14 protein-coding genes and 2 riboswitches are annotated in these 12,721 nt (G+C 48.4%); all 14 genes read left to right on the top strand.

The genetic code is table 11. From position 1 onward, the window contains the following. Positions 1-5: 5 nt before the first annotated feature. The 14 genes from ACVC9U_RS15980 to purF all read left to right on the top strand — a co-directional run bounded on the left by ACVC9U_RS15980 (position 6) and on the right by purF (position 12,700). Positions 6-131 carry a hypothetical protein gene (locus ACVC9U_RS15980; protein WP_256700785.1) on the top strand — a complete coding sequence of 42 codons (126 nt, stop codon included), beginning with the start codon at positions 6-8 and terminating at the stop codon, positions 129-131. A gap of 219 nt (positions 132-350) precedes the next feature. Beyond that, positions 351-452, top strand: a riboswitch (purine riboswitch). 133 nt (positions 453-585) lie between these two features. Beyond that, positions 586-1,908, top strand: coding sequence for an NCS2 family permease (locus ACVC9U_RS15975; RefSeq protein WP_075755282.1), 1,323 nt, complete (start codon positions 586-588; stop codon positions 1,906-1,908). A 219-nt stretch (positions 1,909-2,127) separates the two neighbouring features. Further along, entirely contained in the window at positions 2,128-2,883 is a 756-nt protein-coding gene (locus ACVC9U_RS15970; protein WP_020450430.1) for a BAR domain-containing protein, read from the top strand. A 112-nt stretch (positions 2,884-2,995) separates the two neighbouring features. Continuing rightward, entirely contained in the window at positions 2,996-3,184 is a 189-nt protein-coding gene (locus tag ACVC9U_RS15965) for a hypothetical protein (RefSeq protein ID WP_075755284.1), read from the top strand. Positions 3,185-3,403: 219 nt separating this feature from the next. Next, on the top strand, positions 3,404-3,925 hold the full coding sequence (locus ACVC9U_RS15960; protein ID WP_369878949.1) for a DUF2179 domain-containing protein: 522 nt from the start codon (positions 3,404-3,406) through the stop codon (positions 3,923-3,925). Continuing rightward, a complete protein-coding gene (locus ACVC9U_RS15955) occupies positions 3,925-4,122 on the top strand; it encodes an NETI motif-containing protein (protein WP_020450432.1) in 198 nt (65 codons plus the stop codon). Before ACVC9U_RS15960 ends, ACVC9U_RS15955 begins: the two co-directional genes overlap by 1 nt. Positions 4,123-4,200: 78 nt before the next feature. Next, positions 4,201-4,303, top strand: a riboswitch (purine riboswitch). A gap of 136 nt (positions 4,304-4,439) precedes the next feature. After that, positions 4,440-4,928 (top strand): 5-(carboxyamino)imidazole ribonucleotide mutase, encoded by a 489-nt coding sequence (purE, locus tag ACVC9U_RS15950; RefSeq protein WP_075755286.1) that lies wholly within the window; start codon positions 4,440-4,442, stop codon positions 4,926-4,928. After that, the gene (purK, locus tag ACVC9U_RS15945; protein ID WP_081379957.1) at positions 4,921-6,063 is read left to right on the top strand and encodes a 5-(carboxyamino)imidazole ribonucleotide synthase; all 1,143 of its coding nucleotides are present in this window, start codon (positions 4,921-4,923) and stop codon (positions 6,061-6,063) included. The genes purE and purK overlap by 8 nt, the downstream gene beginning before the upstream one ends. Next, the gene (purB, locus tag ACVC9U_RS15940; RefSeq protein WP_020450435.1) at positions 6,060-7,355 is read left to right on the top strand and encodes an adenylosuccinate lyase; all 1,296 of its coding nucleotides are present in this window, start codon (positions 6,060-6,062) and stop codon (positions 7,353-7,355) included. Before purK ends, purB begins: the two co-directional genes overlap by 4 nt. Positions 7,356-7,429: 74 nt before the next feature. Then, positions 7,430-8,146 carry a phosphoribosylaminoimidazolesuccinocarboxamide synthase gene (purC, locus tag ACVC9U_RS15935; protein ID WP_020450436.1) on the top strand — a complete coding sequence of 239 codons (717 nt, stop codon included), beginning with the start codon at positions 7,430-7,432 and terminating at the stop codon, positions 8,144-8,146. A 1-nt stretch (position 8,147) separates the two neighbouring features. Next, complete coding sequence (gene purS, locus ACVC9U_RS15930; protein ID WP_003179532.1) at positions 8,148-8,402, top strand: phosphoribosylformylglycinamidine synthase subunit PurS; 255 nt, start codon at positions 8,148-8,150, stop codon at positions 8,400-8,402. Next, positions 8,399-9,082 (top strand): phosphoribosylformylglycinamidine synthase subunit PurQ, encoded by a 684-nt coding sequence (gene purQ, locus ACVC9U_RS15925; protein ID WP_075755290.1) that lies wholly within the window; start codon positions 8,399-8,401, stop codon positions 9,080-9,082. The genes purS and purQ overlap by 4 nt, the downstream gene beginning before the upstream one ends. After that, complete coding sequence (gene purL, locus ACVC9U_RS15920; RefSeq protein ID WP_075755292.1) at positions 9,066-11,294, top strand: phosphoribosylformylglycinamidine synthase subunit PurL; 2,229 nt, start codon at positions 9,066-9,068, stop codon at positions 11,292-11,294. The genes purQ and purL overlap by 17 nt, the downstream gene beginning before the upstream one ends. Beyond that, entirely contained in the window at positions 11,270-12,700 is a 1,431-nt protein-coding gene (purF, locus tag ACVC9U_RS15915; RefSeq protein ID WP_441391289.1) for an amidophosphoribosyltransferase, read from the top strand. Before purL ends, purF begins: the two co-directional genes overlap by 25 nt. The last annotated feature ends 21 nt before the right edge of the window (positions 12,701-12,721 follow it).

Here is a 12,721-nt window from a genome sequence, read left to right as displayed (position 1 = left end):
GACAAATGCCTCAGCCGCATAAAGGCTGGGGCGTTTTTTATTGGGAGCAAAAGGTTGGAGCTGATACCGGTTATATTCACCGCTTTCATCGCCGCAACTGCCTTGTCATGTATCTTCTGATCGCGGCGTGACAACCGAAAGGCATCAAAATTAAAGAGTCATTTTCAAACCGTGTGCGAAACGCCATGGCAGAATATGGAACACGAATACGATATCATGATAAATCGTGTTTTATTCAAAAACGATTCACGGTCAGAATCTGGAAAAAACAACGAACGAAGCGAACATTAAAATCATTAATGTTCGTTTTTTTATATTGTGTTCAGCGTTAGATATTGCTACAATAGTATAGTAATTCAAAAAAGACTTGTCGTATAATCATGGGGATATGGCCCATAAGTTTCTACCAAGCTACCGTAAATAGCTTGACTACGCTTGTATACAATATTTTGTCCGTGAAAAAAACATTTTTTCAGTATGAAATATGCCGTAGTCAAGCGTCCCGCCAATTGGGGCGTTTTTTGTTTAAAAGCAAAGGTTTTTGAAACAATAAAAGCGACAGACAAACGAGAGGAGTATACCATTTTGAAGCGTTACTTTCAGTTTGAAGAATTGGGCACAAACTACCGGAGAGAAATGATCGGCGGACTCACCACATTTTTGTCCATGGCATATATTTTGATCGTCAACCCGCTTACCCTTTCTCTGGCGTCGGTGGAAAATTTCCCGGATGCATTGAGAATGGATCAAAGCGCGGTCTTTACGGCAACAGCGGTTTCAGCAGCTGTCGGCTGTTTTATCATGGGGCTGCTTGCGAAGTATCCGATCGCCCTTGCGCCCGGAATGGGGCTTAACGCATTCTTTGCATTCTCCGTTATTCTGAACATGCAGATTCCATGGCAGACGGCCCTTTCCGGCGTTATGGTTTCCGGACTTATTTTTATCGCTCTTTCGCTGTCCGGTTTGAGGGAAAAAATAATCAATTCGATTCCTTATGAGCTGAAAATGGCTGTCGGTGCGGGAATTGGTCTGTTTATCGCTTTCGTCGGTTTGCAGGGCTCCAAAATCGTCGTATCCAACCCGGATACCATTGTGTCGTTTGGAAATATTCATTCAGGTCCCGTTCTTTTGACTGTTTTCGGACTGATCATTACTGTCATTTTAATGGTATTGCGCGTGAACGGCGGCATTTTCTTCGGTATGCTGCTCACGGCGATTGTCGGCATGATCTTCGGTCAGATTGACGTTCCTGACAGAATTGTCGGTGCTGTTCCCAGCCTTGCACCGACATTTGGACAAGCCTTTATCCACCTTCACGATATCTTTTCGGTGCAGATGCTTGTCGTCATTTTAACGTTTTTATTCGTCGACTTTTTTGATACGGCCGGTACATTGGTGGGTGTTGCATCACAAGCCGGTTTGATGAAGGATAACAAACTGCCGCGCGCTGGCAGGGCATTGCTTGCCGATTCTTCCGCAACTGTTGCCGGAGCGATTCTTGGTACATCGACTACGACCGCTTATGTTGAGTCAAGTGCCGGGGTAGCGGCCGGAGCGAGAAGCGGTTTTGCGGCGATCGTAACAGGCGTTTTGTTCTTGCTGTCGCTGTTCTTCTCGCCTGTCCTGAGCGTTATCACTTCGCAAGTGACGGCGCCTGCTTTAATCATCGTCGGCGTGCTGATGGTGGCGAATCTCAACAAAATCGACTGGACGAAGTTTGAGATTGCGGTGCCCGCATTCTTAACGATGATCGCGATGCCGCTGACATACAGCATCGCCACCGGAATCGCGATCGGATTTATTTTCTACCCGATCACGATGATCTTTAAAGGCAAAGCAAAAGAGATCCATCCGATTATGTACGGGTTGGCTGTTGTGTTCATTCTTTATTTCATTTTCTTGAAATAAGGTGTGCTGTGCGAAAAAGGGGCTTGTTCATTTGGACAAGCCTTTTTTATTTTCAAATCATTAAAAACGGAACCTTCCGCCTTCGTTTTTCGTCATATATAAGGGCTGCCGCATCTATGATAAAAAGAGGTTTGTCTTGACTGTTTCACACAGCTTATGTAATTTATAAAAGTGCTTTTCATTTATGTAAAGCTTTTGAATAGAATAGGAGTTGCTTATATGATTGAAGAACATCACAAACGAAATGAAGATGATATAGAAGAACCTGCTTCGAGGATGTCGAGGAATTCCCGGAAAAAAGCGAAGAAAAGCAAGGAGACAAATCCGTCCGCGGCGAAAGTTAAATCGGTGATGGAGAGCGTGATTGCCGCTTTGTTCCGCTATTTCAGCTTTGTGCTCGATATTTTAAAATCCCCGGTGCGCAGCGCACTTGATTTTGATCGGTCTTATTTTAAGTATTCCGTTATTTCAATGACGCTTTTAGCCGTTTTCTTTTCGCTCGGCAACTTTTATCAGCTGCTTGCAGGCAGGGGGAGAATTCTCGGGTTCGGCGTATCAGTGCCGTTCCTGGAAGTGTTTTTGGTTGTGTTTATCTATTGCATGGCTTTCATGTTTTGGATGGCTGCATCGAGCTGGGTTGTATCGAATTTTATGCTCAGGTATAAAGTTTCTTTTTTCGATATCACGGCAAAGTACGGTTCTCTATTGGTTCCGTTTATCGTCCCCGCCGCTTTGTGGATGATATTCGCGATTATCAACTTCACGGCCGCGACGGTGATTCTCTCGATCGTCATCTTTATGGGATTGACATTCGGGACTTTTACGCTGATTCAATCGATTTATGAAAAAAGCGAAAAAGCGCGGTTTGACCTGATGTACTGTGTGTTTACCGTCTTTTTGCTTGAATTGGTATTCGTTGCGGCAACATGGAAGCTGGTAGGCGGATACTTGTTGTCGTCGCTTATCCCGGTTTAAGGAGATATAGCCGGTTCTTCTAGAAGAACCGGTTTTTTCTCCGCATCAATTCTGAGTTTACTCATAAGAATAATGTGTATATATTGTAACCAATTAGATGGGGGAGTGATCGATGGCTAACTTTCTTCGAAAAGCCGTAAAGCAAAAAAAGGAGTATTTAATCAGGCAGCTTGCAAAATCAGGACGGCTGGACAATTTGAAAGACCTCTCGTCATACACGCTGAGCGATTTGGAAAAGGAACACCGCAAGCTGAGCGAATCAGATGAAGATCGTCAGCGGGATCATAAGCACCAGCTCTGAAAGACGTTCATTTGAACGTCTTTTTTAATTGCGTTTCAATGCTTTGAAACCGGCAGAAAAAGGGTAAACTGATGGGAGTGAACAATGTCGAAAAATTTTGTGGTGAAGCAGGGCCATTACAGGATTGTGCATGGAGAATTTCTCTAGTAGAATATGATTGCTTTGCATCTAAAGGAGGGATTTCAATTGCTTCACTCAGCACTATTGAACGGTGTGATCATGGTTGGAATTATTCTGGTTATCAATATTATATACGTAACGTTTTTAACCCTTCGAATGATACTGACTCTTAAAGGCCAGCGGTATCTCGCCGCTTTTATCGGGACAATCGAAATGCTTGTCTACGTCGTCGGGCTGGGGCTCGTTCTAGATAATTTAAATCAAATCCAAAACGTGATTGCTTACGCGGTCGGATTTGGAATCGGCATCATCGTCGGCACGAAAATTGAAGAAAAGCTCGCTTTGGGCTATATTACCGTTAACGCCATTACGAAAGAGCTTGATTTGGATTTGCCGAAACAGCTCAGGGAAAAAGGCTACGGCGTCACCCACTGGGTCGTCGGCGGACTTGAGGGAGACAGAACGGCGATGCAGATTTTGACGCCGAGAAAATACGAACTGCAGCTGTACGAAACGATTAAATCAATCGATTCAAAAGCATTTATCATTTCCTATGAACCGAAGACGATACACGGCGGATTCTGGGTGAAAGCCGTAAAGAAAAGGAGAATTAAAGAATAATGACAAAGCCGAAAAAAAAGCGCTTTGAAGTAACGGAAGGCGAAACGATCGAATCCGTGTTGACGAAGATGCAGGAAGAAGGCTATACACCGGTGCGCCGAATGGAGGAGCCGGTCTTCAAAGAAACAAAGGAAAATGGAACGATTCAGGTTGTTCCATGCGGAAGAAAAATTATATTCGAAGGGAAATTACTCTAAACCCGAACATTAGAACAACAAAATATACTATCGTTCGATAATGTCGTTGACATTATCACAGTCCGTTGTTAAGATAAACATGACATGAAAACACATCCTCATATAATCTTGGGAATATGGCCCATAAGTCTCTACCCGATGACCGTAAATCATCGGACTATGCAGGAAAGTGGACAATAAACTGACATGGAGATCGCGAGAAGCGGACTAACTGACGATACACGCGCCATGCCCGGTTTGTGTTGCTTCCTACAAATGCAATACATGCCGGGCTTTTTATTTGCGAAGAATAACAGCTAAAGGTGGGACAAAAAGATATGCAGCCTCTTCTTGGTGTTATCATGGGAAGCACATCTGACTGGGAAACGATGAAACATGCCTGCGGCATACTCGATGAACTGGGAATTCCGTTCGAAAAAAAGGTCGTTTCCGCACATCGGACGCCTGATTTAATGTTTGAATATGCCGAAACGGCGCGGGAAAGAGGCTTGAAAGTCATCATTGCCGGAGCTGGCGGAGCCGCCCACCTGCCGGGAATGGTCGCAGCCAAAACGACGCTGCCCGTCATCGGTGTGCCGGTTCAGTCAAAAGCGCTGAACGGCCTCGATTCGTTGCTTTCAATCGTTCAAATGCCGGGCGGTGTACCCGTTGCGACCGTTGCCATCGGCAAAGCGGGGGCGGTCAACGCCGGACTGCTTGCGGCGCAGATTTTGTCAGCTTTTGACGAAAAGCTTGCCGGAAGATTGGATGAACGAAGGGAAAGCATCAGAAAAACCGTGTTGGAAAGCAGTGATCAGCTTGTATAAACAAACGATTTTTCCGGGAGCGACAATCGGCATTATCGGAGGCGGACAGCTTGGCAAAATGATGGCGGTCGCGGCCAAACAAATGGGCTATAAAATCGCTGTGGTTGACCCTGTTCCTTCATCACCGTGCGGCCAGGTCGCAGACCTTGAAATTACGGCTGCCTATAATGATCGCGAAGCGATACGGAAGCTTGCCGAAGCGAGCGATGTGATTACTTATGAATTCGAAAACATCGATTATGATGCGCTGAACTGGCTGAAAGAGCACGCATACCTTCCGCAAGGGAGCGAGCTGTTGCTCCTTACGCAAAACAGGGAAACCGAGAAAAAAGCGATTGAATCAGCGGGCTGCAAAGTTGCCCCGTACCGAATCATTCACGACCGGACGGAACTGGAAGCGTCTGTAGCGGAGCTCGGTCTTCCGGCGGTGCTGAAAACTTGCCGCGGCGGGTATGACGGAAAAGGGCAGTTCGTCCTGAAACAACAAGCACAAATCGGCGAGGCCGCAGCACTTTTACAGCACGGCACATGCATTTTGGAAAGCTGGGTTCCTTTCAAAATGGAATTGTCCGTGATCGTGACGAGATCGGTTCACGGAGAGACAACAGTTTTTCCGGCGGCAGAGAACATCCATAAACAAAATATCTTATTCCAGAGCATCGTCCCGGCACGGGTCGATGAAAAGGTTCAGGAACAAGCGGCAGCACTTGCCCTCAGGCTTGCCGAAAAGCTTCAGCTTGTCGGAACGCTGGCCGTTGAGCTTTTCCTGAAAGAAGACGGCGGGCTTCTCGTCAATGAGCTGGCGCCGCGGCCGCATAATTCCGGCCATTACACCCTTGATCTTTGCGAAACGAGCCAGTTTGAACAGCATATCCGTGCAGTCTGCGGACTGCCGCTCGGCAAAACGGACCTTTTGAAGGAAGGAATGATGGTAAACCTTCTCGGAGACGAAGTGTACATGGCTGAAGAAGATCCCGAACTATTAAAAGAAGCGAAGCTTTATATATACGGAAAGCATGAAGTCAAACCGGGCCGCAAAATGGGGCACATCACATTTTTAAGAACACCCGACAATGAATGGATCGGGAAGATGACAGAAAAGTGGATTGAAAGAGATGGAGGACGAAAACAATGATCGAACGTTATTCAAGACCTGAAATGGCTGCGATTTGGACGGATGAAAACAGATTCCAAGCATGGCTGGAAGTTGAAATACTGGCTTGTGAAGCTTGGGCGGAGCTCGGCGTCATTCCGAAAGAAGATGTGAAGGTTTTGCGGGAAAAAGCGTCATTTGACATCAACCGCATCTTTGAAATCGAGCAGGACACGCGCCACGATGTCGTCGCATTTACCCGCGCCGTATCGGAAACGCTTGGCGAAGAGAAAAAATGGGTGCACTACGGACTGACATCAACAGATGTGGTCGATACCGCTCTTTCCTATCTATTAAAACAGGCGAACGATATTTTGCTCAAGGACATTGAGAGATTTGTTGACATCTTGAAAGAAAAAGCGAAGGAACATAAATATACGGTCATGATGGGACGCACACACGGCGTGCATGCAGAACCGACGACATTCGGCTTGAAGCTCGCCCTTTGGTATGAAGAAATGAAGCGCAACCTGGAGCGCTTCAAGCAGGCGAAAGAAGGCATCGAAGTCGGTAAAATCTCAGGCGCCGTCGGAACTTACGCGAACATCGATCCATTCGTCGAGCAGTACGTATGTGAGAAGCTCGGCTTAAAACCGGCGCCGATTTCAACACAGACGCTGCAGCGCGACCGCCATGCCGATTATATGGCTGCACTGGCGCTAGTAGCGACAAGCATCGAGAAATTCGCCGTTGAGATCCGCGGCCTCCAAAAAAGCGAAACCCGCGAAGTCGAAGAATTTTTCGCAAAAGGCCAAAAGGGTTCATCTGCCATGCCGCATAAACGCAACCCGATCGGTTCGGAAAACATGACGGGAATGGCGCGCGTCATCCGCGGCTACATGCTGACCGCCTATGAAAATGTACCGCTTTGGCATGAACGCGACATTTCGCATTCATCAGCAGAGCGCATCATTCTGCCTGATGCGACGATCGCGCTGAATTACATGCTGAACCGCTTCGGCAACATTGTGAAAAACTTGACCGTGTTCCCTGAAAACATGAAGCGCAACATGGACCGCACACTCGGATTGATCTACTCTCAGCGCGTTCTTCTTGCTCTCATTGATACCGGCATGGCGCGCGAAGAAGCGTATGACACCGTTCAGCCGAAAGCGATGGAAGCATGGGAGAAACAAGTACCGTTCCGCCAGCTTGTCGAGGCTGAGGAAAAAATTACGTCCCGACTGTCTCCGGAACAAATTAACGACTGCTTTGATTACAATTACCACTTGAAAAACGTCGACTACATTTTTGAACGTTTAGGCTTAGCGTAGAATAGACCGCCCGCTTTGACAGGCGGGGGTCTAAAAGATGAAATATTTCCAACATTCGGGTTAGGAGGCCTTCTGTGAATATTGTGAAAAATGAACTTTTATATGAAGGAAAAGCGAAAAAGATATACCTGACGGATGATGACAACACGTTGTTTGTCGAATACAAAGACTCGGCGACAGCTTTTAACGGAGAAAAAAAAGCCGAGATTGACGGAAAAGGCCGTTTAAATAACGAAATTTCCAGCCTGATTTTCACAAGGCTTCACGAGAAGGGAATCAACAACCACTTTGTTGAACGAATTTCTGAAACGGAGCAGCTCATTAAAAAAGTGACGATCATCCCGCTTGAAGTCGTTGTCCGCAATGTCGTTGCCGGAAGCATGTCCAAACGGCTCGGCATTCCGGAAGGCACGGAGCTGGAGCAGCCGATTATCGAGTTTTACTACAAGGATGACGCGCTCGGCGATCCGCTGATCACAGAAGACCACATCCGAATTTTAAACGCGGCTGAGCCTGAACAGGTGGAGAAAATCAAATCGATTACGAGACAGGTAAACGAAGAGCTGCAGACGATTTTCGCGGCTTGCGGTGTCAGATTGATAGATTTCAAGCTTGAGTTCGGGCGCGATAAAGACGGCGAGGTCCTGCTGGCCGATGAAATTTCCCCGGATACGTGCCGGCTGTGGGATAAAGAAACGAATGAAAAGCTTGATAAAGATGTGTTCAGAAGAAACCTGGGCGGATTGACGGATGCATACGAAGAAATATTCAAAAGACTTGGAGGCATGTAATATGTACAAAGTTAAAGTGTATGTCAGCTTAAAAGAGAGTGTTTTAGATCCTCAGGGGAGCGCCGTTCAGCATGCTTTGCACAGCATGTCCTACAAAGAAGTTCAGGACGTCCGCATCGGCAAATACATGGAGCTCACAATCGAAAAATCGGACCGCGACCTTGACGTTCTCGTCAAAGAAATGTGCGAAAAACTTTTGGCCAACACGGTGATTGAAGATTACAGATACGAAGTCGAGGAGGTTGTCGCACAGTGAAATTTGCGGTGATTGTGCTGCCTGGCTCAAACTGCGATATCGATATGTTCCACGCGATCAAGGATGAGCTTGGCGAAGAAGCTGAATACGTCTGGCATACAGAAACAAGTCTTGATGAATATGACGGCGTCCTCATTCCGGGGGGATTCTCATACGGGGATTATTTAAGATGCGGCGCGATCGCCCGCTTCGCAAACATTATGCCGGCCGTCAAAAAAGCGGCTGAAGAAGGAAAGCCGGTGCTCGGCGTCTGCAACGGCTTTCAAATTTTGCAGGAGCTCGGTCTTTTGCCGGGCGCGATGAGACGCAACAAAGATTTGAAATTTATCTGCCGTCCGGTTGAACTGGTCGTCCAAAACGATGAAACGATTTTTACATCTTCCTACGGCAAAGGCGAATCCATCACGATTCCGGTCGCTCACGGCGAAGGAAACTTCTACTGTGATGAAGAAACGCTTGCAGGATTACAAGAAAACAACCAAATCGCTTTCACATACGGAACGGATATCAACGGAAGCGTCGCCGGCATTGCAGGCGTCGTCAATGAAAAAGGCAATGTATTAGGCATGATGCCTCACCCTGAACGCGCAGTCGATTCTCTGCTCGGAAGCGCCGACGGTCTTAAACTGTTTCAATCTATCGTGAAAAATTGGAGGGAAACTCATGTCGCTACTGCTTGAACCAAGTCAAGAACAAATTAAGGAAGAGAAGCTCTATCAGCAAATGGGTGTCAGCGATGACGAGTTTGCCATGATTGAATCGATTCTCGGAAGACTTCCAAACTATACGGAAATCGGGATTTTTTCGGTCATGTGGTCAGAGCACTGCAGCTACAAAAATTCCAAGCCGATCCTGAAAAAGTTCCCGACAAAAGGCGAACGCGTCCTGCAAGGACCGGGGGAAGGCGCAGGAATCGTCGATATCGGCGACAATCAGGCGGTTGTCTTCAAAATCGAATCGCACAACCATCCGTCAGCGATTGAGCCTTATCAGGGAGCTGCAACTGGTGTGGGCGGCATCATCCGCGACGTCTTTTCAATGGGCGCGCGTCCCATCGCTGTTTTGAACTCTCTCCGGTTTGGCGAACTCACTTCACCGCGTGTGAAGTACTTGTTTGAAGAAGTAGTCGCGGGCATTGCCGGGTACGGAAACTGCATCGGCATTCCGACCGTAGGCGGGGAAGTTCAGTTTGACAGCTGCTATGAAGGCAATCCGCTTGTCAACGCGATGTGTGTCGGTTTAATCAACCATGAAGATATTAAAAAAGGGCAGGCGAAAGGCGTCGGCAATACGGTCATGTACGTCGGCGCGAAAACGGGGCGCGACGGCATCCACGGCGCCACGTTCGCCTCAGAGGAAATGTCTGACCAATCAGAAGAAAAACGCTCGGCTGTGCAAGTCGGCGATCCGTTCATGGAGAAGCTGCTTCTTGAAGCGTGTCTGGAAGTCATCAAATCAGACGCCTTGGTCGGTATTCAGGACATGGGGGCGGCAGGACTGACAAGTTCAAGCGCGGAAATGGCGTCCAAAGCCGGATCGGGCATTGAGATGAACCTTGACTTGATCCCGCAGCGCGAAACAGGGATGACGCCGTACGAAATGATGCTTTCCGAATCCCAGGAGCGTATGCTTTTAGTCATCGAACGCGGCCGCGAACAGGAAATCATCGATATTTTTGACAAGTATGATCTTGAAGCTGTGGCTGTCGGTCATGTGACAGACGACAAGATGCTGCGCCTTTTCCACAACGGGGAAATGGTTGCTGATCTTCCGGTTGATGCGCTTGCAGAGGAAGCGCCGGTTTACCATAAGCCGTCAAAAGTTCCGGCTTATTATAAAGAGTTCCTTGAAACAGACGTCCCTGCGCCAAAAGTCGAAGATGCGAAAGAAACGCTTCTCGAACTCCTAAAGCAGCCGACTATTGCGAGCAAAGAATGGGTGTATGACCAATATGACTACATGGTCAGGACGAACACGGTTGTCGCACCGGGCTCTGACGCAGCCGTTCTGCGGATTCGCGGCACGAAAAAGGCGCTCGCCATGACAACGGACTGCAATGCCCGCTACTTGTACCTCGATCCGGAAAAAGGCGGGAAAATCGCTGTCGCGGAAGCGGCCCGCAATATCGTCTGCTCCGGAGCGGAACCGCTTGCCGTTACGGATAACCTCAACTTTGGAAATCCGGAGAAGCCGGAGATTTTCTGGCAGATCGAAAAAGCGGCAGACGGGATCAGCGAGGCGTGCAACGTGCTCAGCACACCGGTCATCGGCGGAAACGTTTCTCTTTACAACGAATCAAACGGAAGCGCGATTTACCCGACGCCTGTCATCGGAATGGTCGGACTGATCGAAGATACGGACCATATTACGACCCAGCATTTTAAAGCAGCGGGCGATTTGATTTATGTCATCGGCGAAACATTCCCTGAGTTCGCCGGAAGCGAGCTGCAAAAACTGTCCGAAGGAAAGATTTACGGCAAAGCGCCTGCCATTGACTTGGAAGTCGAACAAGCGCGTCAAAAAGCGCTTCTGAAAGCGATCCGCACCGGGCTCGTTCAGTCCGCGCATGACGTCTCAGAAGGCGGCATCGGCGTGGCGCTGGCGGAAAGCGTCATATCTTCTCAAGGACTCGGCGCCAATGTGACGCTTGCAGGCGAACCTGCATTGTTATTCAGCGAAACACAATCACGGTTTATCGTCTCTGTGAAAAAAGAGCATCAAGAAGCGTTCGAAAAGCTTGTCAAAGACGCCGATCTCATCGGCGAAGTAACGTCAGACAGCGCGCTGGCTGTTCAAAGCCAGGAAGGACAACAATGGATTCATGCGCAGACAGAAGAGCTCGAAAGCGCATGGAAAGGAGCTATCCCATGCTTGCTGAAATCAAAGGCTTAAATGAAGAATGCGGCGTATTTGGGATTTGGGGGCATGAAGAAGCACCGCAAATTACGTACTACGGCCTTCACAGCCTTCAGCACAGAGGCCAGGAGGGCGCCGGCATCGTGGCGACAGACCGCGAAAAAATGTCCGCCCACAAAGGCCAGGGGCTGATTACCGAAGTTTTTCAAAACGGCGAGCTCAAAAAGGTGAAAGGAAAGGGAGCGATCGGCCATGTCCGCTATGCAACGGCGGGCGGCGGCGGCTTCGAAAACGTCCAGCCGTTCCTTTTCCATTCGCAAAACAACGGCAGCCTTGCGCTTGCGCACAACGGAAACTTAGTAAACGCCAGTCAGCTGAAACAGCAGCTTGAAAACCAGGGCAGCATTTTTCAAACGTCTTCTGATACGGAAGTGCTCGCCCACTTAATTAAAAGAAGCGGCCACTTCGAGTTGAAAGATCAGATTAAAAATGCTCTTTCCATGCTGAAAGGCGCTTATGCTTTCCTGATCATGACGGAAAAGGAAATGATCGTAGCGCTTGATCCGAACGGACTCAGACCGCTGTCTGTTGCAATGCTCGGGGACGCGTATGTCGTCGCTTCTGAAACGTGTGCGTTTGATGTGGTCGGCGCGACATATTTGCGAGATGTAGAACCGGGCGAGATGCTGATCATCAATGATGAAGGCATGAAGTCAGAGCGGTTCTCCATCAACATCAACCGCTCGATCTGCAGCATGGAGTACATTTATTTCTCAAGACCTGACAGCAATATTAACGGCATTAACGTTCACAGCGCGAGAAAGAATCTCGGCAAAAAGCTTGCTGAAGAATCAGGCATTGAAGCAGATGTGGTGACAGGGGTTCCGGATTCAAGCATTTCAGCGGCGATCGGCTATGCCGAAGCGACGGGAATTCCTTACGAACTCGGACTGATCAAAAACCGCTATGTCGGCAGAACGTTCATTCAGCCGTCACAGTCGCTCAGGGAGCAGGGCGTGAGAATGAAGCTGTCAGCCGTCCGCGGGGTCGTTGAAGGCAAGCGCGTCGTCATGGTGGACGATTCTATCGTAAGAGGGACGACGAGCCGCAGGATTGTGACGATGCTGCGCGAAGCCGGAGCGACGGAAGTGCACGTCAGAATCAGTTCCCCGCCCATTGCCCATCCGTGCTTTTACGGAATTGACACATCAACGCATGAAGAACTGATCGCGTCCTCCCATTCAGTGGAAGAAATCCGTCAGGAAATCGGCGCCGATACATTGTCATTCTTGAGCATTGAAGGACTCCTTTCCGGGATCGGAAGACAGTATGAAGACGAAAACTGCGGGCAGTGCATGGCCTGCTTTACAGGAAAATACCCGACCGAGATTTATCAGGATACTGTTCTTCCTCACGTGAAAGAAATCGTTTTGACAAAATAAACCGGCCGGCGCGATTGAAGC

The sequence above is a fragment of the Bacillus sp. GM2 genome, from assembly GCF_056155945.1.
The sequence above is the reverse complement of the archived record's forward strand: the minus strand, read 5'-3'. Positions and strand labels throughout refer to the sequence as shown.